At 68.9% G+C, this 24,923-nt stretch carries 21 protein-coding genes; 8 read left to right on the forward strand and 13 right to left on the reverse strand.

The window, feature by feature from the left end:
• Positions 1-8: 8 nt before the first annotated feature.
• Positions 9-1,070, reverse strand: coding sequence for an aromatic ring-hydroxylating dioxygenase subunit alpha (locus AC5RVD_RS10980; RefSeq protein ID WP_494126922.1), 1,062 nt, complete (start codon positions 1,068-1,070; stop codon positions 9-11).
• A gap of 176 nt (positions 1,071-1,246) precedes the next feature.
• Here AC5RVD_RS10980 and AC5RVD_RS10985 point away from each other — a divergent pair, with 176 nt between their 5' ends.
• Complete coding sequence (locus tag AC5RVD_RS10985; protein ID WP_494126923.1) at positions 1,247-1,903, forward strand: GntR family transcriptional regulator; 657 nt, start codon at positions 1,247-1,249, stop codon at positions 1,901-1,903.
• Between the two features lie 44 nt (positions 1,904-1,947).
• Here the strand turns inward: AC5RVD_RS10985 and hutI are convergent, their stop codons facing one another.
• From hutI to AC5RVD_RS11010, 5 genes are read right to left on the reverse strand one after another with little or no spacing between them, the layout of a single operon-like run.
• Positions 1,948-3,177 carry an imidazolonepropionase gene (hutI, locus tag AC5RVD_RS10990; RefSeq protein WP_494126924.1) on the reverse strand — a complete coding sequence of 410 codons (1,230 nt, stop codon included), beginning with the start codon at positions 3,175-3,177 and terminating at the stop codon, positions 1,948-1,950.
• Positions 3,174-4,586: an amidohydrolase family protein gene (locus AC5RVD_RS10995; RefSeq protein ID WP_494126925.1), complete on the reverse strand. Its 1,413-nt coding sequence runs from the start codon at positions 4,584-4,586 to the stop codon at positions 3,174-3,176. Before AC5RVD_RS10995 ends, hutI begins: the two co-directional genes overlap by 4 nt.
• Positions 4,583-5,782: an allantoate amidohydrolase gene (locus tag AC5RVD_RS11000; RefSeq protein WP_494126926.1), complete on the reverse strand. Its 1,200-nt coding sequence runs from the start codon at positions 5,780-5,782 to the stop codon at positions 4,583-4,585. The genes AC5RVD_RS10995 and AC5RVD_RS11000 overlap by 4 nt, the downstream gene beginning before the upstream one ends.
• Before the next feature lie 11 nt (positions 5,783-5,793).
• Entirely contained in the window at positions 5,794-7,491 is a 1,698-nt protein-coding gene (gene hutU, locus AC5RVD_RS11005; RefSeq protein WP_494126927.1) for a urocanate hydratase, read from the reverse strand.
• 2 nt (positions 7,492-7,493) lie between these two features.
• A complete protein-coding gene (locus tag AC5RVD_RS11010) occupies positions 7,494-8,210 on the reverse strand; it encodes an IclR family transcriptional regulator (RefSeq protein ID WP_494111433.1) in 717 nt (238 codons plus the stop codon).
• A gap of 181 nt (positions 8,211-8,391) precedes the next feature.
• On the opposite strand from AC5RVD_RS11010, the gene AC5RVD_RS11015 reads away from it, so the two are divergent.
• From AC5RVD_RS11015 to AC5RVD_RS11025, 3 genes are all read left to right on the forward strand, one after another.
• Positions 8,392-9,420: an ABC transporter substrate-binding protein gene (locus AC5RVD_RS11015; protein WP_494122857.1), complete on the forward strand. Its 1,029-nt coding sequence runs from the start codon at positions 8,392-8,394 to the stop codon at positions 9,418-9,420.
• A 43-nt stretch (positions 9,421-9,463) separates the two neighbouring features.
• Complete coding sequence (hutH, locus tag AC5RVD_RS11020) at positions 9,464-11,050, forward strand: histidine ammonia-lyase (RefSeq protein WP_494126928.1); 1,587 nt, start codon at positions 9,464-9,466, stop codon at positions 11,048-11,050.
• Positions 11,051-11,151: 101 nt separating this feature from the next.
• The gene (locus AC5RVD_RS11025; protein ID WP_494111436.1) at positions 11,152-12,180 is read left to right on the forward strand and encodes a sialate O-acetylesterase; all 1,029 of its coding nucleotides are present in this window, start codon (positions 11,152-11,154) and stop codon (positions 12,178-12,180) included.
• A 122-nt stretch (positions 12,181-12,302) separates the two neighbouring features.
• Here AC5RVD_RS11025 and AC5RVD_RS11030 read toward each other — a convergent pair whose 3' ends face one another.
• Positions 12,303-13,517, reverse strand: coding sequence for a glycine C-acetyltransferase (locus AC5RVD_RS11030; RefSeq protein WP_494126929.1), 1,215 nt, complete (start codon positions 13,515-13,517; stop codon positions 12,303-12,305).
• Positions 13,518-13,528: 11 nt separating this feature from the next.
• The gene (gene tdh / locus AC5RVD_RS11035; RefSeq protein ID WP_494126930.1) at positions 13,529-14,575 is read right to left on the reverse strand and encodes an L-threonine 3-dehydrogenase; all 1,047 of its coding nucleotides are present in this window, start codon (positions 14,573-14,575) and stop codon (positions 13,529-13,531) included.
• Positions 14,576-14,766: 191 nt separating this feature from the next.
• Between tdh and AC5RVD_RS11040 the strand changes: the two genes are divergently transcribed.
• The 4 genes from AC5RVD_RS11040 to AC5RVD_RS11055 all read left to right on the forward strand — a co-directional run bounded on the left by AC5RVD_RS11040 (position 14,767) and on the right by AC5RVD_RS11055 (position 19,678).
• A complete protein-coding gene (locus AC5RVD_RS11040; RefSeq protein WP_494126997.1) occupies positions 14,767-15,963 on the forward strand; it encodes a cytochrome P450 in 1,197 nt (398 codons plus the stop codon).
• 158 nt (positions 15,964-16,121) lie between these two features.
• On the forward strand, positions 16,122-17,483 hold the full coding sequence (locus AC5RVD_RS11045) for a GAF domain-containing protein (protein ID WP_494126931.1): 1,362 nt from the start codon (positions 16,122-16,124) through the stop codon (positions 17,481-17,483).
• Positions 17,484-17,681: 198 nt separating this feature from the next.
• A complete protein-coding gene (gene exaC / locus AC5RVD_RS11050) occupies positions 17,682-19,205 on the forward strand; it encodes an acetaldehyde dehydrogenase ExaC (RefSeq protein WP_494111440.1) in 1,524 nt (507 codons plus the stop codon).
• A gap of 14 nt (positions 19,206-19,219) precedes the next feature.
• Positions 19,220-19,678 carry a DUF779 domain-containing protein gene (locus AC5RVD_RS11055; protein ID WP_494111441.1) on the forward strand — a complete coding sequence of 153 codons (459 nt, stop codon included), beginning with the start codon at positions 19,220-19,222 and terminating at the stop codon, positions 19,676-19,678.
• 118 nt (positions 19,679-19,796) lie between these two features.
• Here AC5RVD_RS11055 and AC5RVD_RS11060 read toward each other — a convergent pair whose 3' ends face one another.
• From AC5RVD_RS11060 to gatC, 5 genes are all read right to left on the reverse strand, one after another.
• Complete coding sequence (locus tag AC5RVD_RS11060) at positions 19,797-20,174, reverse strand: VOC family protein (RefSeq protein ID WP_494111442.1); 378 nt, start codon at positions 20,172-20,174, stop codon at positions 19,797-19,799.
• A 70-nt stretch (positions 20,175-20,244) separates the two neighbouring features.
• Positions 20,245-21,132: an aminoglycoside phosphotransferase family protein gene (locus AC5RVD_RS11065; protein WP_494126932.1), complete on the reverse strand. Its 888-nt coding sequence runs from the start codon at positions 21,130-21,132 to the stop codon at positions 20,245-20,247.
• 401 nt (positions 21,133-21,533) lie between these two features.
• Positions 21,534-23,045: an Asp-tRNA(Asn)/Glu-tRNA(Gln) amidotransferase subunit GatB gene (gatB, locus tag AC5RVD_RS11070; protein ID WP_494111444.1), complete on the reverse strand. Its 1,512-nt coding sequence runs from the start codon at positions 23,043-23,045 to the stop codon at positions 21,534-21,536.
• Positions 23,046-24,548: an Asp-tRNA(Asn)/Glu-tRNA(Gln) amidotransferase subunit GatA gene (gene gatA / locus AC5RVD_RS11075; protein WP_494126933.1), complete on the reverse strand. Its 1,503-nt coding sequence runs from the start codon at positions 24,546-24,548 to the stop codon at positions 23,046-23,048.
• 9 nt (positions 24,549-24,557) lie between these two features.
• The gene (gene gatC, locus AC5RVD_RS11080; RefSeq protein ID WP_493977642.1) at positions 24,558-24,854 is read right to left on the reverse strand and encodes an Asp-tRNA(Asn)/Glu-tRNA(Gln) amidotransferase subunit GatC; all 297 of its coding nucleotides are present in this window, start codon (positions 24,852-24,854) and stop codon (positions 24,558-24,560) included.
• Positions 24,855-24,923: the final 69 nt, after the last annotated feature.

A 24,923-nucleotide genomic window follows, 5' to 3' on the forward strand; every position in this document is an offset into this window, starting at 1 on the left:
GTGGGCACCTAGGCCATCCTGGGAGCAACCGGCTCCCGGCGGGCGGCCGAAGCGGGGGCGGACTTGGCCTGCTGCTCTTTTTTCAGCAGCGCGGCCAGGACGCGCCGCGCCTTCGCGACCCCGCCGTCCTGAGCGATCAGGACATCGAACTCGCCCTCGGGCCGGGTCTGCATCCCGATTTCCTGGGCCTCCAGCGCCGATGCGTCCTCGTCCAGGACCGTCGCCAAACCTACGCGGAGGTCCTCGGTCGCCTGCTCATTGTCGACGGCGAAGTTGCGGCTGAAGGCGTAGTAGTACCAGGAATTGTGCTGATCGATCGGTGTGATGCCGTTCAGCACCTTGATCAGGAAGCCCTCTTCGCGCGGCTTGCCCTCTCCGGTGATGCCGGAGTGCAAAACATGCAGGTTCGGCACGAAGAACTCCGTGCAGTGGAAGCGGTCGAACAGTCCGCGGGCGTCCATGGTTTCGGCGTAGAGCGGCGGCGCTTCCACCGAGGGCATCAGGCGGTCGACGCTGACCACGTTGCCCTCCACTTCCACCGTGATGCCGTGCTCGTAGATGTAGTCATCCCCCACGGTGGTCTTGTGCAGGAAGGACTCGTGGGTCAGGTCCAGCAGGTTGTCGTGGATCAGGTCGGCCCGGCACTTGAAGTGGTACGAATGGGTGACGGTGGCCCACTCGGGATCCACCATCCAGTGGGTATCCGGGACATCGGCCGGATCGGCCAGTTCCGGATCGCCGGTCCAGACCCAGATCCACCCGTCCTGCTCCACCACCGGGTATTTGCGCACCTTTGCGCGCTCGGGGATTGTCGACTGGGCCGGCACTTTGGTGCACATGCCGTCCGGGCCGTAGGTGAAGCCGTGGTATCCGCACTCCACCGAATCACCGATGGTCCGGCCTTCGGAGAGCGGGAAGGCGCGGTGCGCGCAGCGGTCCGCAAGGGCAATGGCTTCGTTGTCCTGGGTCCGGAACAGGACGATCGGCTGCTCGCAAATGACCCGCCGCACCGGCTTGCGCGTGACCTCCGTTGACCACGCCGCCACGTACCAAGTGTTCAGCACATACATTTTAGGTTCTCCTCCATCACGTGTGTATACACTGTATTCAGAGCCGGAGTGTGACGTCAAGCACTTTCGTCCGGAGGGTGGGAAGTCCCCCGTTTCGGGGTTTCTTGCCTCGCCGTTCCGGGTGCTGCCGCAGGCTGGACTATAGAGTGCACTATGGAAAACAGAAGGAGGCCATCATGGCTGCGATACCGAATGACGTGAGGCCGCTGTCGGTCCGCGTCCACGAGCAGTTGAGCGCCGACATCATCAGCGGATCCATCCAACCGGGGTCAGCCCTGGCCCAGGAGTCGGTGGCGGCACAATACGGCGTCTCCCGCACGCCCGTCCGCGACGCACTCACCCAGCTGACGCTGGAAGGACTGACCACCCTCGTCCCGGGCAAGGGTTATATCGTCAACCAGCTCGACGAGCGTGAGATCGAGAACGTCTTCAAGGTGCGCTACGCCCTGGAATCACTCGCGGTCCGGGACGCCATCGGCTCCTACACACCGCAGCAGCTGGTGCGGCTCAGCAGCCTCGTGGACGAGACGGAAACCGTCGACCCTCAGGACAGCGGTGAACTCTTCCGGCTGGGCCGGACGTTCCATCTGGCCCTCATCGAACCGTCGGACAACGACTACCTGCGCGGCGTGATCTCCTCCATCTGGAACCACCCCATCCAGCACCGGATTACCTTGACGTACCGGCAGGGACCGGACCACCAGGCCAAGGTCATCCACGACCACCGCAGCATCCTCCAGGCGCTCAAGGACCACGACGCCGAGCGTGCCGTCGAGGTCCTGGCCCACTGCCACGACGTCAAGGACCCCAACCGCTACGAACACATCGGCTGAAGGCCGCTCCTGGCCTTCAGGAGCCCGGGGAGGGCCACACGCCCCTAGGCGCCCACGGCCGACCGCACGCCAGCCCGCCACACCGCGGCCGTCAGGGGCATGCCGGGGCGGTAGGCGAGGTGGGTGGCCGAAGGGGCGTTGAGCAGGTGCAGGTCGGCGCGATGACCGACGGCGAGGGAACCCACGGCACGCTGGCCTTCCGCGTCCACACCGGCATGCCGCCCGAGCGCCAGCGCCCCGCCGTAGGTGGCGGCCCGGACCGCCTCGTGCACGCTGAGTCCCATCTGCAGGACGGCGGTGGTGACGCAGAAGTTCATGGAGCTCGTGAACGAGGTCCCAGGGTTGCAGTTGGACGCCAGGGCGATTTCCACGCCGGCGTCAAGCAGTTGCCGGCCGGGCGCCAGTGGCTGCCGCGTGGACAAATCGCAGGCCGGCAGGCAGGTGGCCACCGTGCCGCGCTCCCCCGTGCCGCTGGCCCGGTCCCAGCCCGCCCAGGTGCCGGCGAGCGCGGCGACGTCGTCGTCGGACAGGTAGTTCACGTGGTCCACGCTGGCCGCCCCGAATTCCACGGCGAGCCGCACGCCGGGACCTTCACCCAGCTGGTTGCCGTGCACGCGCAGGCCCAGGCCGGCGTCGCGGCAGGCAGCCAGCACGCGGCGCGACTGGGCCTCGGTGAAGGCGCCGCGTTCGCAGAACACGTCGGCCCACTGCACGTACGGCCTGACGGCTGCGAGCATGTCCCCGCAGACCAGGTCGGTGTATTCGTCGGCATCGATGCCGTCCGGCACCAGGTGCGCCCCGAGATACGTGACTTCATCCGCCACCGTGGACGCGATGCGGGCGCTGCGGGCCTCCTGCTCCACGTCCAGGCCATAGCCGGTCTTGGTCTCCAGGTAGGTGGTGCCGCCGGCAGCCGCCTCCGCCACCCGGGCCAGCAGCAGGCGGGTGAGATCGTAGTCGCTGGCTTCGCGGGTTGCGCCGGTGGTGACGGCGATCCCGCCGGCCTGATAGGACTCGCCCGCCATCCGGGCTTCGAACTCGGCGGTGCGGTCTCCGGCAAAGACCAGGTGCGTGTGTGAATCCACCCAGCCCGGCAGCACGGCCCGTCCGCCGGCGTCGAACTGCTCGTCGGCATCGGGGGCCTGGGCCGCGGGGCCGAGCCACGCGATGCGCTCCCCCTCGATGATCACCGCGGCATCGTGCAGCACAGAGTCCGCGCCGCGGGCCGGGTCCTGCGTGTGCAGTTCGCCGATGTTGGTGACGACAGTACTCATTCAAACTCCTTCAGGGCGTCGGCCAGCAGCTCGGCCGGCCAACCCAGGCGCCGGTGGTGGCCGTTGACGGCCAGCAAGTCACCGGCAACGACGACGGCGGAAACGTCCGCTGCGCTGGCGCTCAGCGGCAATTGCCCGGGCTCTGAGCCTACCGTGCGGACAGTGCCGGGGTTCACGGCCACCAGATCGCAGGCCATTCCGACGGCGATGCCGGCCACCGGGGTGCCCATCGCGGCGGCGGCTCCGGCGGACGCCGACCCCAGCAGCTCGGCCGGCGCAAACCGGCCGCGCTGGCCGCTGGCCAGCCGTTCGCCGTGTTCCAGCGCCCGCATCTCCAGCCACGGATCGATGAAGGCGTGCTGGTCGGTGCCAACGGCGATCCGGGCGCCGGCGTCTGCCAGCTCCCGGGCGGGGCCGATTCCGTCGGCCAGGTCCGCCTCCGTGGTCGGGCACATCACCACCGTGGCACCGGCCTTCCCGAGCAGCGCGATGTCTTCGGCGGTCAGGTGGGTGGCGTGGACGGCGCTCAGGCGCGGCGACAGCAGCCCGTGCCGGGCCAGCAGGCCGGCCGGTGTCACGCCGTAGGCGGCCAGGCAGGCCTCGTTCTCGGCCGGCTGCTCGGAGAGGTGGATGTGCAGCGGCAGCCCGGCGGGCAGGTGCTCGGCGATGAACGGCAGCGCCGCCTCGGGCACGCCGCGGACCGAGTGCAGGGCGGCGCCCACCGTGATGCGGGCCGGGTCGAACCGGTCCGCAACGACGCGGCGCAGCGAGTCCAGCCGGGCGAGCCAGGCCTGCACGTCGCGGTCGCCGAAGCGCTGCTGCTCCGGGGCCAGCGGGGTGCCGATGCCGCCGGACAGGTAGCAGGTGTCCAGCAGCGTCAGCCGGATGCCTGCCGCCTCGGCGGCCCGGCACAGCGACAGTTCCATTGCGTGCCCGCCATACCCGGCGCTGTCGGGGTCGTCGCCGGCGGCCTCCTGCCCGTCGCGGCTCCCGTGGTCCGGCGATGTGGCTCCGTACGGGGTTCCGTCCGGGCGGTGGTGGACGTAGTGGAACTCCGCAACGCTGCTGAAGCCGGCCGCCACCATCTCCGCGAACACGGCCGTGGCCAGGCGCTCGTAGTTCTCCGGCGTCAGGATCCCGGCCGCGCGGTACATCTGCTCCCGCCAGGTCCAGAAGTCGCCCCGGCCGGTGTGCGTGCGGCCCCGCAGCACCCGGTGGAACGCGTGTGAGTGTGCGTTGGCGGCGGCGGGAAAGACCACGCCGTCGAGCACCAGCGCGCCGTCGGCCGGATCGGGCCGGGGCGCCGCAGCCACCCGCGTCACGGTTCCGCCGTCGTCGCATTCAACCAGGACTCCGTCGGACACGCCGTCCGGGCCCAGCCAGGCGCGTTCGCACCAGATACTGCTCACAGCAGGGCCTCGAGCACGTCCGCCAAGGCTTCCGCGCCGGCGTCCGCGTCCCAGGGCTCCACGTATTCTTCCGGGGAGTGGGAGATGCCGGACGGGTTTTTCACGAACAGCATGCCGGACGGCACCCGCGAGGCCAGCACTCCGGCGTCGTGTCCTGCGCCGGTGGCCAGCACCGGCGCGCCGGGCAGGGCGTTCTCCAGTTGGCGCTGCAGCGCGGAGTCGAAGTGCACGGTTCCGCTGTAGGACTCTTCCGTCAGCGACACGGAGCAGCCCTCGAACGCGGCGATCTTCTGCGCCTTTCCGTGAATCGTTTCGACCAAGTGCGCGGTGACGGCGTCGTCCGGGTGGCGGGCATCCAGCCACAGATCCACGCGCGAGGCGATCACGTTGGTCCCGCCGGGCACCGGCTGGATCCGCCCGACGGTGGCCCGGGCGTCGGGCTGCCTGGCGGCGGCCTGCTGCACGGCCAGGATGATCTGCGCGGCGGCAACCATCGGGTCGGCGCGGTCGGCCATCAGGGTGGTGCCGGCGTGGTTGCCCTGGCCGGCGACACTGATGCGCCACCGCCCGTGGCCCAGGATGGAACTGCCGACGGCGATGGCCGGTCCGTCCTCGCCCAGGCCGCGGCCCTGCTCCACATGCAGCTCGACGAAGTCGCCGATCCGCGCCAGCGCCTCGTCGTCGCGCCCGATGTGCGCAGGATCCAGCCCGTTGGCCCGGGCTACGTCGGCAAAGGTGTTGCCGCTCTCGTCGCGAAGGTTCCGGGCCTTGTCGGGATCGATCGCGCCGGCCAGCAGCCGCGAGCCCAGGCACGCCACACCGAACCGCGAGCCTTCTTCTTCCGGGAAGACGGTGACGGCCAGCGGCCTGTTCGGCTGGATGCCTCGCTCCTTGAGGACGTCGACGGCGGCGAGCGCGGACGCGACGCCCAGCGGCCCGTCGAAGGCGCCGCCGCCGGGAACCGAATCCAAGTGGCTGCCGGTGACCAGCGCGCCGCGCTGCGGCTCGCCCCACCACGCCCAGATGATGCCGTTGCGGTCCGTCTCCACGCCCAGGCCGCGGCGTTGGGCCTGGTCGACGAACCAGTCGCGCAGGCCCAGTTCCGCGGTGGAGTAGACCGGCCGCGAGTATCCGCCGCGCTGAGCGTCGCGGCCGACGTCGGCAATGGATTCCAGCAGCGAGGTCACAGTCTGCATCTGCCGGCCGCCTATTTGCTCATCGGGATGTGGACGCCCCGTTCGGCCGCGACTTCGACGGCGCGGTCGTAACCGGCGTCCACGTGCCGGATCACTCCCATGCCGGGGTCGTTGGTCAGCAGCCGCTCCAGCTTCTGCGCGGCCAGCTCCGTGCCGTCCGCCACGGACACCTGGCCGGCGTGGATGGAACGGCCGATGCCGACCCCGCCGCCGTGGTGGATGGACACCCAGGTTGCCCCCGAGCTCGCGGCGGTCAGGGCGTTCAGCAGCGGCCAGTCCGCGATGGCGTCCGAGCCGTCCGCCATCGCCTCGGTCTCCCGGTACGGCGAGGCGACGGAGCCGGAGTCCAGGTGGTCGCGGCCGATCACGATCGGCGCCGAGACCTTGCCCTCGGCCACCAGCCGGTTGAAGAGCAGCCCGGCCTGGTGTCGCTCCCCGTAGCCGAGCCAGCAAATCCGCGCCGGCAGCCCCTCGAACTCCACCCGCTCGGCGGCGGCGTCCAGCCACCGGTGCAGGTGCTCGTTCTCCGGAAACAGTTCCTTCAGCGCGGCGTCGGTCACGGCGATGTCCTGCGGGTCGCCGGAGAGCGCCACCCAGCGGAACGGGCCCAGTCCCTCGCAGAACAGCGGCCGGATGTAGGCCGGGACGAAGCCCGGGAACTCGAACGCGCGCTCGTAGCCGCCCTTGCGTGCCTCGTCGCGGATCGAGTTGCCGTAGTCGAACACCTCGGCGCCGGCGTCCTGGAACTCCACCATGGCCTGCACGTGCCGGGCCATCGAGGCCTGGGCCTTCTTGGTGAAGCCGTCCGGATCGGCCTGGGCCTCGCGCTGCCAGTCCGCCACGGAAATGCCTTCCGGCAGGTAAGACAGCGGATCGTGCGCGGAGGTCTGGTCGGTGACCACGTCCACGGTGATCTCGCCGGCCCGATGCCGGCGCAGGATTTCCGGGAACACCTCCGCGGCATTGCCCACGTAGCCCACCGACCAGCCGCGGCCTTCTTCCTTGGCCTTCATGACCTTCGCGACGGCGGTGTCCAGGTCGGTCTCCACCTCGTCCAGGTAGCGCTTGCCCACGCGGCGGCGCAGCCTGGCCTCGTCCACGTCAACGATCAGGCAGGCGCCGTCGTTGAGCGTGACCGCCAGCGGCTGGGCTCCGCCCATGCCGCCGCAGCCACCGGTCAGCGTCACCGTTCCGGCTAGGGAGGGCGCGGCGGTCCTGCCGGCCTCGTGCAGCTTGGCCCCGACGGCGGCGAAGGTCTCGAAGGTGCCCTGCAGAATTCCCTGGGTGCCGATGTAGATCCAGGACCCGGCCGTCATCTGGCCGTACATCATCAGCCCTTCGGCCTCGAGGCGGCGGAATTCCGGCCAGTTGGCCCAGTCGCCCACCAGGTTCGAGTTGGCGATGAGCACGCGCGGCGCCCAGGGATTGGTCCGCAGCACGCCCACGGGCTTGCCGGACTGGACCAGCAGCGTCTCGTCGTCCTCAAGTTCCGCCAGCGTCTTGACGATCGCGTCGTAGGCTTCCCAGGAGCGTGCCGCGCGGCCGGTGCCGCCGTAGACCACCAGGTCCTCGGGACGCTCCGCCACTTCCGGATCCAGGTTGTTCATCAGCATCCGAAGCGGGGCCTCGGTCTGCCAGCTCTTGGCGGTCAGCGCGGTGCCCCTGGGGGCCCGGATGCTGCGGGAAGGATCGTGCTGGGTGAACGTCATTGTTATGCCCTTTCCGGCGTGGAAGTACGTGCCTGATGTTGTTCTTCGGTCCTGTGTGCCGCCGCCAATTCCGGCGCGGTGAAGAGCGTGCCCGCCTGTTCGGCCAGCAGCAGCCCGAATTTCTCGGCCGCTTCGGCGGTGGTGCGGTAGCTGGGCGCGACGATGCTCAGCGCGGCGATGACTTTGTCTCCGGCGATGACCGGAGCCGCGACCGCGGTGACGTCGGCCTCCACGCTGTCCGCCTGGACGGTGAACCCGCCCCGGTCCACCCGTCCGCTGAGCGCCGCCCCGGCCGCGCTGCCCTCGATCGGGAAGGTCCGGCCCACCCAATTCACGTGGCGCACGGTGTGGGTGCCCTCTTCGATGGATATGTACAGCCCGTGGTCGTTGCCGGCGGTCACGCTCAGGTACGCCGATTCCCCCGTCTGGTCCACCAGCGTGCGCAGGACGTCCCGGCCCGCATCGACCAGCGACTCGTGGCTGAGGGCCTGCACGCCCAGCTGCACCATCCGGAAGCCGGGCCGGTAGAGCGCGTTGTCCCGTTTGGCTGCGAACCCGTTGGCTTCCAGCGTGCGCAGCAGGCGCAGCGCGGTCGACGCCGACAGGCCCACCGCCTTGGCCGCATCGGCGAGCTTGACGCCGTCGTTCTCGCAAACGATGCGCAGCAGCGCCAGGGTGCGGTCCGCCGCCCTGGTCGTGGGATCCGCGGTCGTCGCCATGCCTGCCCTCCGTTGACTGTGCAATATTGCAGCCAGTAAAACATCAATTTCATTGAGCGGCAAGAATTTAGCCGAAAACCCTTGACCGGGGCAGCGCTGGATGGGTAGCTTCGGGTATCAGCCCGGTCGTTTTATTGCTCGAAACAGGTATGCCGCGTACCGGCAGAACAAGGAGATCCTGATGCGCCCACAGTTGTTCGTGGCCCCCACGCCCCGCCGCTCCCTGCTTGCGACCGCCTCGGCGGCGGCGCTGGCCGGCACGCTCATGCTGACGGGCTGCGGCTCCGGCAGCCCGTCGTCAACCGGTGGCGGAACGGAAACCGCGGGAGCGCCGGCGGACGCCGGCCTGGACCAGGTGAATCTTGGCCTGATTCCGATCACGGACGTTGCCCCGGTCTATCTGGGCATGCAGGAGGGGTACTTCGAGGACGAAGGCATCCAGTTGTCTGTCCAGCTGGCACAAGGCGGCGCGGCGATCGTACCGGCGGTCATGACCGGCGAATACCAGTTCGGCTACTCCAACGTCGTCTCGCTGCTGATCGCCCGGGACAAGGGGCTGCCGATCACGGTGGTCTCCAACGGCTCGAGCTCCACCAATGTCCCCGGCGAAGACGTCACCGAGGTGGCGGCCATGCCGGACAGCGGCATCGAGAGCGCCGCCGACCTGGTGGGCAAAACGGTGGCCGTGAACGCGCTGAACAACTTCGCCGACGTCACCATCCGGAACTCCGTGGAGCAGGCCGGCGGCGACCCGGACGCCGTCGACTTCGTCGAAATGCCGTACCCCAACATGCCCGCGGCGCTGGAGCGCGGCGACGTCGACGCCGCCTGGACCACGGAGCCGTTCCGGACCCAGATCCTGGACGCCGGCGGAAAGATCGTGGCCAGCCCGATGACCGACCTCACCGACGACTTCGATTCGGCCTTCTACTTCGCCTCCGAGCAAACCCTGCAGGAGGACCCCGAGCTCGTGGAGCGCTTCCGCCGGGCGCTGGAGAAGTCGTTCAAGTTCGCCTCCGAGAACGACGACGAGGTGCGCACCATCATCCAGGATTATGCCAAGGTCACGCCCGAGTTGGCCGAGACGGTAGTGATGTCCCGCTGGTATCCGGAGGTCAACATGGAGGGCCTGCAGAAGCTGGGGTCGGCGGCCACCAAGTACGGCGTGCTGGAGAACGAGCCCGACTATGATGCACTGATCGCGGACTGATCCCCGCCCCCGCCCCGCACTCCCACTACTTTCGAAAGGCACCATGTCCCAGCTTCAGACCGCCCCCGTCTCCGTCTCTGTCGGACCGCTCTCTCCCGCCGAGGTTGTCGCCGTCGCCCGCCACGGCGCCGCCGTCGAACTCAGCGAAGAGTCGCTGCAGGCCATGGCCGAATCACGCAAGGTGATCGAGGCCTTGGTGGACGACGACGTCCCGCACTACGGGGTGAGCACCGGCTTCGGTGCCCTGGCCACCAAGCAGATCCCGGTTCAGCTGCGCACCCAGCTGCAGCGCAGCCTGATCCGCAGCCACGCTGCCTCGTCAGGGGCCGAGGTGGACCGGGAGGTCGTGCGCGGGCTGATGCTTAACCGGCTCGCCACGATGGCCACGGGCCGCACCGGCGTCCGCCCGCTGGTGGCGCAGGCCTACGCGGGCATCCTCAACGCCGGCATCACCCCGGTGGTCGGCGAATACGGTTCCCTGGGCTGCTCCGGGGACCTCGCGCCGCTGGCCCACTGCGCGCTCGCCCTGATGGGTGAAGGCCAGGTCCGCACCAGGGACGGTGAACTGGTCGCGGCCGCAGAGGCCCTGGCCGCCGCGGGCCTCGAGCCGGTGGAGCTGCGGGAGAAGGAAGGCCTGGCGCTGATCAACGGCACCGACGGCATGCTGGGCATGTTGATCATGGCGTCGGCCGACCTGCACCGGCTGCTGAAAACGGCCGACCTCGCCGCCGCCATGAGCATCGAAGGCCTGCTCGGCACCGACTCGGTGCTGGCCGAGGACCTGCACGCGCTCCGGCCGCACCCCGGCCAGATCGCTGCCGCGGCCAACATGCGCACCATCCTGTCCGGCTCCGTCCTGATCGAAGAGCAAAAGTCCGCAGGAGCCGATGCCCAGCACCGGTTCACCCGGGTCCAGGATGCGTACTCCCTGCGCTGCGCACCCCAGGTGCACGGAGCGGCGCGCGCCACGCTTGCCCACGTGGAATCGGTGGCCGGCTATGAGCTGGCTTCCGCCGTCGACAATCCCGTGGTCACCCCCGACGGCCGGGTGGAGTCCAACGGCAACTTCCACGGCGCACCGGTGGGCTACGCGCTGGATTTCCTGGCCATCGCGGTGGCGGACCTTGCATCGATGAGCGAACGCCGCACCGACCGGTTCCTGGACACCGCCCGCAGCCATGGCCTGAACGCTTTCCTGGCCGATGATCCGGGGGTGGACTCCGGGCACATGATCGCCCAGTACACCCAGGCGGGCATTGTCAGCGAGCTCAAGCGGCTGGCCAACCCGGCGTCGGTGGATTCCATCCCGTCCTCGGCCATGCAGGAAGACCATGTCTCCATGGGGTGGTCCGCGGGGCTGAAGCTACGCCGCGCCCTGGACGGGCTGACCCGGGTGCTGGCCATCGAGCTGCTCACGAGTGCCCGCGCCCTGGACATGCGCGACGGCGGCGTGGAGACCTCCCGCAGCGCCCCCGCCGTCACCGCGGTGCGCCGGGAGATCCGCAAAACGGTCGCCGGCCCGGACACCGACCGTTATCTCTCGCCGGAGATCGAGGCGGTCCGCCTGTTGGTGGACAGCGGCGTGCTGGTGGACGCCGTCGAAAAGGCAGCAGGCACGGCACTGAACTGATGTGTTCGGCATAGACTGGTGCCGGACAGCCGTCGCGTCCGGCAGGCCGGACCGGACGCGGCGCAGCAACTTTGGGGGCCGGCACCAGAAGGACCTGCCGCATGGTCGCCAACACACCCGAGGGAACGCCGAGCCGGCGTAAGCTGCTGCAGCGGACGGTTCCCGTGCTGGCGGCCGGCATCGGTGCAGGCGCCCTGGGCACGGCGGGAGCTGCCGCGGCCCGGCCGGATTCCCCGGCGGACGACGAACAGATTGCGCGGTTGGTGGCGGACCCGACGTCGGCCACCCACCGGGCGCTGCTCCGGATCCTCGCCCCGGCAGCCGCCGCGCAAACCGCTCCCAACGGGCGCGTCGATCCCCGGCGGGCCGGGCATGACATCGTCCTGTTGCTGGGCCAGTCGAACATGCAGGGCTGCGGCCTCCCCTTCGACCCCGCCATCGATGTGGAGCTGGACGGCATCGACCAACTGGCGGGTTCCGGCCCGTCCGCCGGCCACGTCATCACGGCCAGCGAACCGCTCTGCCATGTCTCCAGCGTGTGGGTCGCCGGACGGCCCGCGGTGGGCCCGGGTCTCGAATTCGCGCGGCAGCTGTGGCTGGCGCAACCGGCCGGCCGCAAGGTGCTGTTGGTGCCCGCCGCCCTGGGCGGCACCTCGATCACCGGCAACGCCGACTACTCCTGGGACCCGGACAACAAAGCCGCCCGAACGAACCTGTGCCGCCGCGCGCTGGATGCCGCCCGGCAGGCGCTCTCACTGAATCCGCGCAACCGTCTGGTGGCGGTCCTGTGGCACCAGGGCGAGTCCGACGCGGTGCTGGGTGCCTCGGAGGCCTGGTACCGCCGCAAGTTGCTGCAGATTATCGATCTCGTCCGCGACTCGCTGGGGCCGGTGCCGTTCCTGATCGGCGGCATGGTGCCCGAATGGCTGCCCGACGACCCGCGGCGACGCGGCATCGAGGCCGCCCACCGCTCCGTGGCGACGCAGCGGTTGCAGACTGCGTTCGTCGAGGGCCCGTCCGGCGCCAGCCAGGACGCCGAACAGATCCACTACAGTGCCGCCGGCGCCCGCGAACTCGGCCTGCGCTTCTACCGCGCCTTCGAAGCGGAAACCGCGGGCCGGGCCGAGTAGCCGGGCCCGCGGGCCGGGCGGTCAGCCAGTGGTCCGCGCGCCGCGCGCCCCTGGACGCGGCCCCCGGCAGCCGGCCCAGTGGCCTGCAGCGTCCGCTGCGGGCCGCACTGAGCCGTGCAGTGTCAGGCCTGCTGGACCTCATGCCGGGAGGCGACGAACGCCGCGACGCAGGCCTCGACGTCGTCGGCGCTATGGGCGGCCGAGAGCTGCACGCGGATCCGCGCTGCGCCCTTGGGCACCACCGGATAGCTGAAGGCGGTGACGTACACGCCGTGGGCGAGCATGGCCTCCGCCACCCGCCCGGCGAGGACCGCGTCGTGGAACATCACCGGGACGATCGGATGCCCGCCTTCCAGCAGGTCGAACCCTTCCTCGGCCATCCGCCGGCGGAACAACGCCGTGTTGTCCTGCAGCCTGGACCGAAGGTCGGCCGAACCGCCCACCAGCTCCAGCGCCTTCAAGGTGGCGGCAACGATGGCCGGCGCGACCGAGTTGGAGAACAGATAGGGCCGGGCCTTTTGCCTTAGCGCGGCAACGATCTCGCGGCGGCCGGACACGTAACCGCCGGAGGCACCGCCCAGCGCCTTGCCGAAGGTGCCGGTGTAGATGTCCACCCTGTCAGCCACCCCGGCATGCTCCGGGGTGCCGGCACCGTTGGCACCCATGAAGCCGACGGCGTGCGAGTCGTCGACCATCACCAGCGCGCCGTATTCCTCGGCCAGTTCGCATATCCGTTCCAACGGGGCCAGGTAACCGTCCATGGAGAACACGCCGTCGGTAACGATCACGGTCCGCCGGGCGCCGGCGCCGTCGTTCATGGCCGCAGCCTGCTGCAGCCGCTCCTGAAGTTCGGCCATGTCCCGATTGGCGTAGCGGAACCGCCCGGCCTTGGACAGCCGGATGCCGTCGATGATCGAGGCATGATTCAGCGCGTCCGAGATGATGGCGTCCTCCGGCCCGAACAACGATTCGAAGACCCCGCCGTTGGCGTCGAAACAGGACGAGAACAGGATGGTGTCCTCGGTGCCCAGGAAGCGCGACACTTCCCGCTCCAACTGCAGGTGGAGATCCTGCGTGCCGCAGATGAAGCGCACGCTGGCCATGCCGAATCCGCGTTCGTCCAGGGCGGCCTTCGCGGTGGCGATGATGTCCGGATGGTCGGCCAACCCCAGGTAGTTGTTGGCGCAGAAGTTCAGCACCTCGCGGGTTGCTCCATCCTGGCCGGCGGAGATGTGGCTGGACTGCGGGGTGGTGATGCGCCGTTCGGCCTTGAACAGTCCGGCGGCGCGGATCTCTTCCAGCTCCGAGGCCAGCTGGTCCTTGAGCGTTCCGTACATGCTTCCCTCCCCTAAATCCGTGTCCAGTCCAGGACCACTTTGCCGCTTGTCCCCCGCCGGGCCGTCTCGAACCCGCGCTCCCATTCGGCGGCCGGCAGCACATCGGTGATCACGGAGGAAATCGCCGCGTGCAGGGCCGGGCTGGAGGAGAGCATGGCGCTCATCGCGTACCACGTTTCGAACATCTCGCGCCCGTAGATGCCCTTGAGCGTGAGCATGTGGGTGACGACCTTGGCCCAGTCGATGGTGATGTCTTCGGCCGGCAGCCCCAGCAGCGCGATCCGGCCGCCGTGGGTCATGTTGTCGATCATGGCGCGCAGGGCCGAGCCGCGGCCGGACATCTCCAGCCCGATGTCAAAGCCTTCGACCAGTTCGAGCTGCCGTTGTGCGTCCGCCACCCGGGCGTGGCTGACGTCCACCACCATGTCGGCGCCCATCTGTTTGGCCAGCTCCAACCGCTCGGCCGACACGTCGGTGACGGCGATCTTGCGGGCGCCGGCGTGGCGGACCACCGCTATGGCCATCAGCCCGATGGGCCCGGCGCCGGTGATCAGGACGTCTTCGCCGACCAGCGGAAAGCTCAGTGCCGTGTGCACGGCGTTGCCGAACGGATCGAAGACCGCGCCCAGTTCGGGCGTGACGGCCGGGTCGGTGTGCACCCACACGTTGGTTTCGGGGATCACCACGAACTCGGCGAAGGCACCGTCCCGCTGCACGCCGACGCTGACCGTGCGGATGCACATCTGCCGCCGGCCGGCGCGGCAGTTCCGGCAGGTCCCGCAGACGATGTGGCCCTCCCCCGAAACCCGGTCGCCGATCTGCACGTCCTGCACGGCGCTGCCAGCCGCCACGACCTCGCCATAGAACTCGTGGCCGGGGATCAGCGGCGCCCGGACCGCACCCGCGGCCCAGTCGTCCCAGGCCTGGATGTGCAGGTCGGTGCCGCAAATGCCCGTGGTGTTGACCTTGATCTTGACCTCGCCGGTGCCGGGTTCCGGTTCCGGCCGGTCGACCAGCTCGAAGCCGGCCTGTGGGCCGGACTTGTAGAGCGCCTTCACGCGGTGTCCTTTCGCTAAAGCGGCCGGCGCACCCGGCCGCCCGGGGCTGTGGCCCGGATCACTAGGCCAACTCTACGTAACTGTTCTGGCGAAGTGGAGCGCGTCACAGTACCCGTCGGGTCCTGGGCACGGTAGCTTTGCTCGCAAGCACTTCTTCCCTACAACGCAAGCGAGGCAAACGCGTGGCAACCATGACCCATCACAGCATCCCGGTAATCACCGATGACCCGTATTCGGATGCGGTGCTGGCCGAGCCGTACGGGCTGTTCGACCGCATGCGAGCAGCCGGGCCGGCGGTTTGGCTGGAGAAGTACCAGGTGCCGGCCTTCGCCCGGTACGGCGAGTGCCGGGACATCCTGGCGGACCATGAAACGTTCATTTCCGGAGCGGGAGTGGGCCCGAAAGACCTGCTGAAGGAACCGAACTGGCGGCCGCAGGGCATCCTCGAGTCGGACCCGCCCCGGCACACCGTGATGCGGGACGCGATGGCCGGGGTCATCTCGCCCAAGGGGACCCGCGCCCTGCGGGCAGGATTCGAGGCCTTCGCCGACCAGTTGCTGCCCCAACTGCTCGAGCGCGGTTCCATCGACGGCGTCAAGGATCTGGCCGAAGTGTTCCCCCTCCGGGCGTTTGGCGACGCCGTCGGCATTCCCCGTGACGGGCGCGAGGAGAACCTGCTGACGCATGGGGCTATGAACTTCAGCCACTTCGGCCCCGAAAACGAACGCCACCGCTTCTACTTTGAACAAGGTGCCGGGACGCCGGAGTGGGTGATGGACCGGACGCGGCGGGAAAACCTCAGTCCCGGCGGGATGGGTGAACAGCTGTGGCAGTACGTCGACCGTGGCGAACTGCCGGAGGACATGGCGCCGCTGGTGGTGCGCGCGCTGCTGTCGGCCGGCCTGGACACCACGGTGATCGGCATTGGGAACGCCCTCAAGCTCTTCGCCGAACATCCGGAACAGTGGCGCATCCTGCGGAAGAATCCGCAGATGGTTTCGCTGGCCATCAACGAGGTGCTGCGTTTCGAGAGCCCGTTCCAGTCGTTCTACCGGACCACGTCGGCAGCCACGGAGATTTCCGGCGTCAGCCTGGCGGCCGGCAGCAAGCTCGCCTTGTTCCTCGGGTCTGCGAATCGGGACGAAGCCCAGTTCGGGCCCGATGCGGACGTCTTCCGGATTGAACGCGACGCAGCCAGCATGATCGCCTTCGGCAACGGCATCCACCGCTGCGTCGGCCAGCCGATCACCCGGCTGGAAATGCATGTTGTCCTGACCTGGCTGGCACGGAACGTGGAGCGGATTGAGCCCACCGGCGCGCCGGTCCCGTACCTGCACAACACGTTGAAGGGCTACTCCTCGCTGCCCTTGCGCCTGGTGGCCGCCTGAGCTCTCGGGAGCACCAGGCCGGCCGGACCCATGGAAACATGTAAACCCGCGCGGAAACCGCGTGCCGTGGAAGCCGGTGGAAAGGCCGCGGAAGCGCAGGCTAGACTGTGACCCCGGCCACAGGTCGTGGCTGTGATCCGGTACAAAGGGGTTCTCCAGTGCCGCACCCAGCCCAGCCATCGTCCCGGCCCGTGCAGGACCAGGCCTACGCCGCGCACGAACGACTGGATCCGGTCCGACCGTCCGGTGGGACCGGGGGCATCAGGGGGCTGCGCGCAGTGGTGCGCGACTCCTGGCAGCGGTCCTTGCAACACGCGGCGGATCCCGATCGTGCGCTGGCTCCGCTGGTCATCGCCGCCGACGCGCTGGACGTGTTCCGGCGGAACCATCCGTTGTCCGCCATCATGCCGGTCTTCGGCCGGCTGCTGGTGGAACCCAGCCTCGACGCGGGAATGCTGGTGGCCGTGGGAGACCAGCACGGGCGGCTGCTGTGGGTAGACGGAGATGCCCGTTTGAAGGACCGCGCCGAGAACATGATGTTCATGCCCGGCACCGATTGGTCGGAAGCAACCGTGGGCACCAGCGCACCCGGCACGGCGCTCGCCTTGGGCCGCGGGGTCCAAATCGCCGGTGCCGAGCACTTCAGCCGGGCGGTCCACTCGTGGAGCTGCACCGCCGTCCCCATCAGTGACCCGGAGACCGGCGCTGTTCTCGGCGTCGTGGATCTGACCGGCGGGGAGGAAGCGGCCGCTCCCCACACGCTGTCCTTGGTCCGGGCGGCGGTAGCGGCGGCCGAGGCAGAACTGCGCATCCTTCGCCTCCAGGCCGCCGCCCGGCGCACTCCGAGGACACGCAGCCGCACGGTGCCCGCCGGCCCCACCCCACGGCGCGGCGGTACGGCGGCTCCACCGGAGGGCGAATCCGGACCCCGCGCGAAGGCCAGCCTCCACATCACGGGCCGGGACCAGGGACTGTTGGAACTGGCCGGCCAGCGGATCGAGTTGTCGCAGCGGCACACGGAAATCCTCACCCTGCTGGCCCTGCACCCCGCCGGCCTCACCGCCGAGGAGCTGGCGGACCAGCTCAACCCGCAGGCCCAAGGCGCCACCTTGCGGGCCGAGATGGTGCGGCTGCGCAAGCTGCTGGCTGGTATCAGCCCTGCCGCCGTCCCCGCATCCCGGCCCTACCGCCTCCCCCAGAAAGTGACGGTCGATGCGCAGCAGGTCCTCCGGTGCCTGGCCCGCGGGGCGCACCGGCGGGCGCTTGACGTGTACCGGGGGCAGGTCGTTCCACGGTCGGAGGCGCCCGGGATCGTCGGTTTCCGCCGGCACGTCAGCGCCACCCTGCGCGAGGCCGTGCTCAGCAGCGCCTCGCCGGAAGAAGTGATGCGCTACCTGCAACTTTCTGAAGCAAAGTACGACGCCGAGGCCTGGCGGGCGGCGCTGCGCCTCCTGCCGCCGCGCTCACCGAAGCGGGCCGGGGTCGTCGCGGTGCTGGAACAGTTGGAAACCGGGGACTGACGGTTCCTTCGAAAACGGTGCCAGTGCAGCCGGAACCGGAGACTGACGTCCCCACCGGATGGGTCCCGCGGCCGGCGCCGCCGCAAGGACGGCCGCTGCAACCTGATTGCAACGTTGCCCTCCGTAGGCTCTGGGGACACAGACAGTGCCGTCTGCCGGACCGTGGGGGTCCGGACACCGAAGCCAAAGGAGTCGACCATGACTGTTTACGCCCAGCCCGGAACCGAGGGATCACCAGTACGCTTCAAGCCGCGCTACGAGAACTGGATCGGCGGCGAATGGGTCGCCCCGGTGAAGAACCAGTATTTCGAGAACCCCTCCCCCGTGACCGGCAAACCGTTCTGCGAAGTGGCACGCGGTACCGCCGAGGACATCGAACTCGCCTTGGATGCCGCCCACAAGGCGGCACCGTCGTGGGGCAAGACCTCGGTAGCGGACCGGGCCGCAGTCCTGAACCGGATCGCAGACCGGATCGAGGAGAACCTGGAACTGCTGGCCGTGGCCGAGACCTGGGACAACGGCAAGGCGGTCCGCGAGACCCTGGCCGCCGACATCCCGCTGGCCGCTGACCACTTCCGCTACTTCGCCTCGGCCGTCCGGGCGCAGGAGGGCAGGCTGTCCCAACTGGACGACGACACCACCGCCTACCATTACCACGAGCCGCTGGGCGTGGTCGGGCAGATCATCCCCTGGAACTTCCCCATCCTGATGGCCACCTGGAAGCTGGCGCCGGCGCTGGCGGCGGGCAACGCCGTCGTTCTGAAGCCCGCGGAGCAGACACCGGCGTCCATCCTGGTGCTGATGGAGCTGATCGCGGACATCCTGCCGGCGGGCGTCGTCAACGTGGTCAACGGTTTCGGCGTGGAAGCCGGCAAGCCGCTGGCGTCCAGTCCGCGGATCCGCAAGATCGCGTTCACCGGCGAGACCACCACCGGCCGGCTGATCAGCCAGTACGCCTCGCAGAACCTGATTCCGGTCACGCTGGAGTTGGGCGGGAAGAGCCCGAACATCTTCTTCTCCGATGTGGCCGCCGAAAACGACGCGTTCTACGACAAGGCGCTGGAGGGCTTCACCCTGTTCGCGTTCAACCAGGGCGAAGTCTGCACCTGCCCGTCGAGGGCGCTGGTGCAGGAGTCGATCTACGACTCGTTCATGGCCGACGCACTGGCGCGGACCGAGTCGATCGTCCAGGGCAACCCGCTGGACACGGACACCCAGCTCGGTGCCCAGGCCTCCAACGACCAGCTGGAGAAGATCCTGTCCTACATGGACATCGGCCAGCAGGAGGGCGCCAAAATCCTGACCGGCGGCGGCCGCAACATCCTGGACGGTGACCTCGCCGAAGGCTACTACGTGAAGCCCACCATCTTCGAGGGCGACAACAGCATGCGGATCTTCCAGGAAGAGATCTTCGGGCCGGTTGTCTCGGTTACCCGGTTCGGAAATTATCAGGAAGCCCTGGAAATTGCGAACGACACGCTCTACGGGCTGGGGGCCGGAGTGTGGAGCCGCAACGGAAACGTGGCCTACCGGGCAGGGCGCGAAATCCAGGCCGGCCGGGTGTGGGTGAACAACTACCACGCCTACCCTGCCGGGGCGGCGTTCGGCGGCTACAAGTCCTCGGGCATCGGCCGGGAAAACCACGCGATGATGCTGGACCACTACCAGCAGACCAAGAACCTGCTGGTCAGCTACAACGAGAACAAGCTCGGCTTCTTCTAAAGACAGGTCACGTCATGGCGTCTGCTTCACCGCAGGGGCAGGGTGGACCCACCCCTGCCGCTGCGAAACACGAGGCGGCGCTCGAGGCCGCGGTGGCGCTGCCCGGGGAGGACTTTTCCCGGGTGGCGCTCACCGGACCGGCCGTCGGGCTGCTGCAAAAACTGTGGGAGACCCATGGGCCGCTGATGTTCCACCAATCCGGCGGCTGCTGCGACGGTTCTTCCCCCATGTGCTATCCGGCCGGTGAATTCCTCACCGGCGATGCGGACGTGCTGCTGGGCACGTTCGACCTTCCCGACCGCGGGAGCCTGGACTTCTGGATGTCGCGGGAGCAGTTCGCGTACTGGAAACACACGCATCTGACCGTGGACGTGGTGGAGGGGCGCGGCAGCGGGTTCTCGGTGGAGGCCCCGGAGGGCAAACGCTTCCTGATCCGCTCCCGGCTGTTCGACGGCACGGCACAGCCGGCCTGAGGCGTGGCTCCGAGCCGGAGCGCCGGCCGGGGCGGCGCTCCGGTTTGGGCTCCTGCTCAGCTTATGAGGTGGAGCAGGGTCGCAAACCGGAGCGGGGGCGGCTTGACTGCCCGCGCGTCTAGTGTTCGAAGAGGCAGAACGGATGCCCCGCCGGATCGAAGTACACCCGGACGTCGTCCTGCGGCTGGAATCCGGCCAGTTCGGCTCCGGCCGCTTCAGCGTGAAGGCAGGCGGCGGCCAGGTCGTCGACCAGGATGTCCAGGTGCATCAGCATTTGCTGTTCGCCGGGTTCTTCGGGCCAGACCGGCCGGCGGTAGTCCGACTCCAGCTGGAAGGACAGCCCCGGCCCACCGTGCGGATTGGCCAGTGTCACCCAGTCGGGCTCGTTGGTGCGGATGTCCCAACCCAGCAGCCGACCGTAGAACTCCGCCAAGGCCAACGGATTCGGTGCCCCCAAAACCGTTGCATGCAGTTGCAGGCCTGTAGAACCGGGCATCGCCACTCCTCCTTGTAGACGCAATTCCTGTTGGCAATCCGGTCATGCTACTGCGGCTCCGGCGCGGGTGCTAGCTCCCGGACAGGACCTCGGCCAGCGCCCGCTCCCCCACGCCGCGCAACAACCGGTTGTCGTCGGAGGAGGTCAGCAGCACGGTCGCGATGTTCAACGCCCAACCGCGGCCGCGCTGCCAGGTCTCCGGGGAAACGTCGGTGCGCGCTTCGACGGCCGCGATAAACTCCCGGCGCCCCGGGGCATCGAACACCAGCCAGGCGGCAGCCAGGTCGGTGGCCGGATCCCCCGCCGTGATGTCCCCGAAGTCGATGACGGCCGCCAACCGGTTGCCGTCCACCACCAGGTTTCCCGGGTGAAGGTCGCCGTGCAGCCACAGCGCCGGTCCTTCCCACCCGGGCACGGCGGACAGCTGGCGCCACAGCGCCGTGACACGTTCTGCCTCCGGAATGGCCCTGGAGGCCAGGCGCTGCTCCACGGCCGCGTTGCGGGAGGCCAGCGGCACTCCGCGCACCGGGTTCACCGGGGCCCCGGACGGGGCCGGCAGGTGCAGCGCGGCCACGAACGCCGCCAACCCCGGGGCCAGCGAACGCCGCTCCTCCGGCCGGAGGCGCCAGGCAGCCCGGCCCTCCAGCCACGGCACGACCGACCAGGACCACGGATAGTACGACGTCGGGCTGCCGCAGCGCGTCGGGGCAGGCACGGCGACGGGCAGCTCAGGGGCCAGGGACGGCAGCCACCGTTGTTCGTGCAGCACCAGGTCGGCTGCCGCGCCGCGCCGCGGCAGCCGGATGGCCAGATCGGACCCGAGCTTGAACGTCACGTTGTCCCACCCGTTGGCCACCCGCACCAGGGACAGCCGGGCGAGGTCCGGGAACTGGTCCGAGAGCAACCGCTGCACCAGGTCATTGGTGATGTCGATTTCGGCAGCGGGCGTCGAAGCCATCTGTTTCCGTTCTTCCTTCAATCGGCGGGCATGGCCCCGCCGGCGGCGAAGGCGTTTTGCCTGCCGGCCTGTCTGGTGTGGGGCGGGACTCCCATCAGATCATCTGCGGGCGCCGGCGGGCCAACGGACACGCCCTGCTCAGCCGATGACTACCTGCTCCAGCGCATGGTATCCCGCCGTCCTGTCCTGCGGCTCCGATGCAGACAACGCCCCCACCGGTAACGGCAGGGGCGTCGTCTACATGCGGGCTGTCGGACCCTGGTCCGCTAGGCCAGCGGAACCGGCCCGATGTCGGCGCCGGTGGACGCGCGCGTACCCGGGCCGGCCGAGCGCCGCGGAACCGGGCCGATGTCGGCGCGGGTGACGCCCCACGCCGTGCCGTTCATCGTCCGCTCCACCGGCTAACCCTGAACGCCGAGACGTTCAAAGATCAGCTCACGGACCCGACCGGCGTCGGCCTGCCCGCGGGTGGCCTTCATGACCCCGCCCACGATGGCGCCGGCGGCCTGGACCTTGCCGCCGCGGATCTTCTCGGCCACGTCAGGCTGGGCCGCCAGCGCGGCGTCGATTGCTTCCAGCAGGGCCGAATCGTCCGACACCACTGCCAGGCCGCGCTTCTCCACGACCTCCTCGGGTGTGCCCTCACCGGCGAGCACGCCGTCGAGCACCTGGCGGGCCAGCTTGTCGTTGATCTTGCCGGCCTGCACCAGCCGGTCCAGCTCGACCACGGTCAGCGGGGTCACGCCCAGTTCCGAAGGCTCAATTTCGGCCTCCTTGGCGCGGCGGGAGATCTCGCCCATCCACCACTTGCGGGCCACAGCAGCGGAGGCACCGGCGGCAATGGTTTCTTCGATCGACTCCATCACGCCGGCGTTGACCACGTCGCGGAATTCGGCGTCGGAATAGCCCCATTCGGCCTTCAGCCGCTTGTGCCGCTCGGCGGGCGGCTCAGGCAGCCGGGCACGCAGTTCTTCGATCCACTCTTCGGTGGTGACCACGGGGACCAGGTCCGGTTCCGGGAAGTAGCGGTAGTCATCGGCGTCGGACTTGGGCCGGCCCGCGGTCGTGGAGCGGGTGTCCTCGTGCCAGTGGCGGGTCTCCTGGACCACTTTCTGGCCGGCATCCAGGACCCCGGCGTGGCGCTGGATCTCGAAGCGGACGGCACGTTCCACCGCACGCAGCGAGTTCACGTTCTTGGTCTCGGACCGGGTGCCGAACTGCTCCGAGCCCTTGGGCATCAGGGACACGTTCGCGTCGCAGCGGACGTTCCCGCGTTCCATCCGTGCGTCGGAGACGCCCAGGTTCTTGACGATCTCGCGGACGGCGGCCACGTAGGCACGGGCCAGTTCCGGAGCACGGGAGCCGGCTCCGACGATCGGCTTGGTGACGATCTCCACGAGCGGGACGCCGGCGCGGTTGTAGTCCACCAGCGAGTACTCGGCGCCTTGAATCCGGCCGGTGGCGCCACCCATGTGGGTGAGCTTGCCCGCGTCCTCCTCCATGTGCGCGCGTTCGATCTCCACACGGAACACTTCGCCGTCTTCCAGCTCGATGTCCAGGTAGCCGTCGTAACAGATCGGGTCTTCGTACTGGGAGGTCTGGAAGTTCTTCGGGGTGTCCGGGTAGAAGTAATTCTTCCGGGCGAAGAAGCAGGATTCGGCGATCTTGCAGTTGAGCGCGAGCCCAATCAGGATCGAGTACTCCACCGCCGACTTGTTGACCACCGGCAGGACTCCGGGCAGGCCAAGGTCCACCGGCGACACGTTCGTATTCGGCACATCGCCGAACGCGTTCGGAGCGGCGGAGAACATTTTGGTCTTCGTGTTCAGCTCGACGTGGACCTCGAACCCGAGGACCGGGTCGTACTTCGCCATCGCCTCTTCGAAGGAGACCAACTCTTGTGTTGCAGCCATTTACTTCACACCTCCGAGGACAGGAGCCTGGGCCAGCAGCGGGCCGCCCCACTGGGCTTCCAGCAGGTTTTCAAGACCGGCGCCGGCGCGGTACAAACGGGCATCTTCACGGGCGGGGGCCAGGAACTGGATACCCACCGGCAGTCCGTCGGCCAAGCCGCCCGGCACCGAGATGCCAGGTACTCCGGCAAGGTTCGCCGGAATGGTGGCCACGTCGTTGAGGTACATGGCCATCGGGTCGTCCAGCTTCTCGCCCAGCTTGAACGCGGCCGTCGGCGCCGTGGGAGAGACCAGCACGTCGACGGTCTCAAACGCTGCGGCAAAGTCGCGCTGAACCAGCGTGCGGACCTTCTGCGCCGAACCGTAGTAGGCGTCGTAGTAGCCGGCGGACAGGGCGTAGGTGCCCAGGATGATGCGGCGCTTGACCTCGTCGCCGAAGCCGGCGGCACGTGTCGCACCCATCACGCGTTCGATCGTCATCGGGCCCTCCGCCGGCAGCACGCGATGTCCGTAGCGGACGCCATCGAACTTGGCCAGGTTGGAGGAAACCTCCGAGGGCATGATCAGGTAGTAGGCGCCCAGCGCGTACTTGAAGTTCGGGCAGGAGACCTCCAGCACCTCGGCACCCGCCCCGCGCAGCAGTTCCAGGGCCTCGTCGAAGCGGACCTGCACGCCGGCCGCGTAGCCTTCGCCCTGCAGTTCCTTGATCACGCCGATGCGCATGCCCCGCACGTCGCCGTTCCGGGCGGCCTCGACCAGCGCACCCACCGGGTCGGTCAGCGAGGTGGAGTCGGCCGGGTCGTGTCCGCCGATGACCTCATGCAGCAGCGCGGCGTCCAGCACCGTGCGCGTCACCGGACCGATCTGGTCCAACGAAGACGCCATCGCAATCGCGCCGTAGCGGGACACTCCGCCATAGGTCGGCTTGACGCCCACCGAACCGGTCACCGCGGCCGGCTGGCGGATGGAACCGCCGGTGTCGGTGCCCAGCGCCAGCGGTGCCTCGAAAGCGGACACGGCGGCCGCAGAGCCGCCGCCGGAGCCACCGGGGATCCGGTCCAGGTCCCACGGGTTGCGGGTGGGACCGTAGGCGGAGTGCTCGCTGGAGGAACCCATGGCGAATTCGTCCAGGTTGGTCTTGCCCAGCATCGGCATGCGGGCCGCCCGGATTTTCTTGATCACGGTGGCGTCGTACGGGCTCATCCAGCCCTCGAGGATCTTCGAGCCGGCGGTGGTCGGCTGGCCCACGGTGACGATCAGGTCCTTGATCGCAATCGGTACGCCCGCCAGCGCATGCAGCTCTTCGCCGGCGGCACGGGCTTTGTCCACGTCCGCCGCCACCGCGAGCGCCTCGTCGGTGTTCACGTGCAGGAACGCGTTGAGGTCGCCGTCGACCTCGGCGATGCGGTCCAAATGCGCCTGGGTGACCTCGACCGAGGACACCTCCGAGGCGGCCAGCATCTCGGCCATTTTGGCCGCACTATGGGTAATCAGTTCGCTCATGGTTGCGTGTTACTCCTCGTCCAGGATCGCCGGAACTTTGAACCGGCCGTCGGCCTGGTCCGGTGCGTTCGCCAGGGCAAGTTCCTGGCTCAGCGTCTCGCCCACCACGTCCTCGCGGAACACATTGTTCAGCGGGATCGGGTGCGAGGTCGCCGGAACATCGGGGCTGGCAACTTCCTGGACGGACTTGATCGAATCGACAATGACGTCGAGTTCGCCGGCCATCTTGTCCAGTTCTTCGGCGGTCATCTCAATGTGGGCCAGCCGCGCCAAATGCGCCACCGCCGCACGATTGATCTCAGACATGAGTCTCCTACGCGGATGGAATGCTTTTCCTTCTCAGTCTACCGGCGCAGAAGGGTCGGGATTCGCCAG

The sequence above is a fragment of the Arthrobacter sp. THG-b23 genome, from assembly GCF_059091265.1.

What these genes read in the sequence shown, in the direction of transcription:
- AC5RVD_RS10980 (WP_494126922.1), bottom strand. Translation starts at nt 1,070, where the DNA reads ATGTATGTGCTGAACACTTGGTACGTGGCGGCGTGGTCAACGGAGGTC.
- AC5RVD_RS10985 (WP_494126923.1), top strand. Translation starts at nt 1,247, where the DNA reads ATGGCTGCGATACCGAATGACGTGAGGCCGCTGTCGGTCCGCGTCCAC.
- hutI (WP_494126924.1), bottom strand. Translation starts at nt 3,177, where the DNA reads ATGAGTACTGTCGTCACCAACATCGGCGAACTGCACACGCAGGACCCG.
- AC5RVD_RS11000 (WP_494126926.1), bottom strand. Translation starts at nt 5,782, where the DNA reads ATGCAGACTGTGACCTCGCTGCTGGAATCCATTGCCGACGTCGGCCGC.
- hutU (WP_494126927.1), bottom strand. Translation starts at nt 7,491, where the DNA reads ATGACGTTCACCCAGCACGATCCTTCCCGCAGCATCCGGGCCCCCAGG.
- AC5RVD_RS11010 (WP_494111433.1), bottom strand. Translation starts at nt 8,210, where the DNA reads ATGGCGACGACCGCGGATCCCACGACCAGGGCGGCGGACCGCACCCTG.
- AC5RVD_RS11015 (WP_494122857.1), top strand. Translation starts at nt 8,392, where the DNA reads ATGCGCCCACAGTTGTTCGTGGCCCCCACGCCCCGCCGCTCCCTGCTT.
- hutH (WP_494126928.1), top strand. Translation starts at nt 9,464, where the DNA reads ATGTCCCAGCTTCAGACCGCCCCCGTCTCCGTCTCTGTCGGACCGCTC.
- AC5RVD_RS11025 (WP_494111436.1), top strand. Translation starts at nt 11,152, where the DNA reads ATGGTCGCCAACACACCCGAGGGAACGCCGAGCCGGCGTAAGCTGCTG.
- AC5RVD_RS11030 (WP_494126929.1), bottom strand. Translation starts at nt 13,517, where the DNA reads ATGTACGGAACGCTCAAGGACCAGCTGGCCTCGGAGCTGGAAGAGATC.
- AC5RVD_RS11040 (WP_494126997.1), top strand. Translation starts at nt 14,767, where the DNA reads ATGACCCATCACAGCATCCCGGTAATCACCGATGACCCGTATTCGGAT.
- exaC (WP_494111440.1), top strand. Translation starts at nt 17,682, where the DNA reads ATGACTGTTTACGCCCAGCCCGGAACCGAGGGATCACCAGTACGCTTC.
- AC5RVD_RS11055 (WP_494111441.1), top strand. Translation starts at nt 19,220, where the DNA reads ATGGCGTCTGCTTCACCGCAGGGGCAGGGTGGACCCACCCCTGCCGCT.
- AC5RVD_RS11060 (WP_494111442.1), bottom strand. Translation starts at nt 20,174, where the DNA reads ATGCCCGGTTCTACAGGCCTGCAACTGCATGCAACGGTTTTGGGGGCA.
- AC5RVD_RS11065 (WP_494126932.1), bottom strand. Translation starts at nt 21,132, where the DNA reads ATGGCTTCGACGCCCGCTGCCGAAATCGACATCACCAATGACCTGGTG.
- gatB (WP_494111444.1), bottom strand. Translation starts at nt 23,045, where the DNA reads ATGGCTGCAACACAAGAGTTGGTCTCCTTCGAAGAGGCGATGGCGAAG.
- gatA (WP_494126933.1), bottom strand. Translation starts at nt 24,548, where the DNA reads ATGAGCGAACTGATTACCCATAGTGCGGCCAAAATGGCCGAGATGCTG.
- gatC (WP_493977642.1), bottom strand. Translation starts at nt 24,854, where the DNA reads ATGTCTGAGATCAATCGTGCGGCGGTGGCGCATTTGGCGCGGCTGGCC.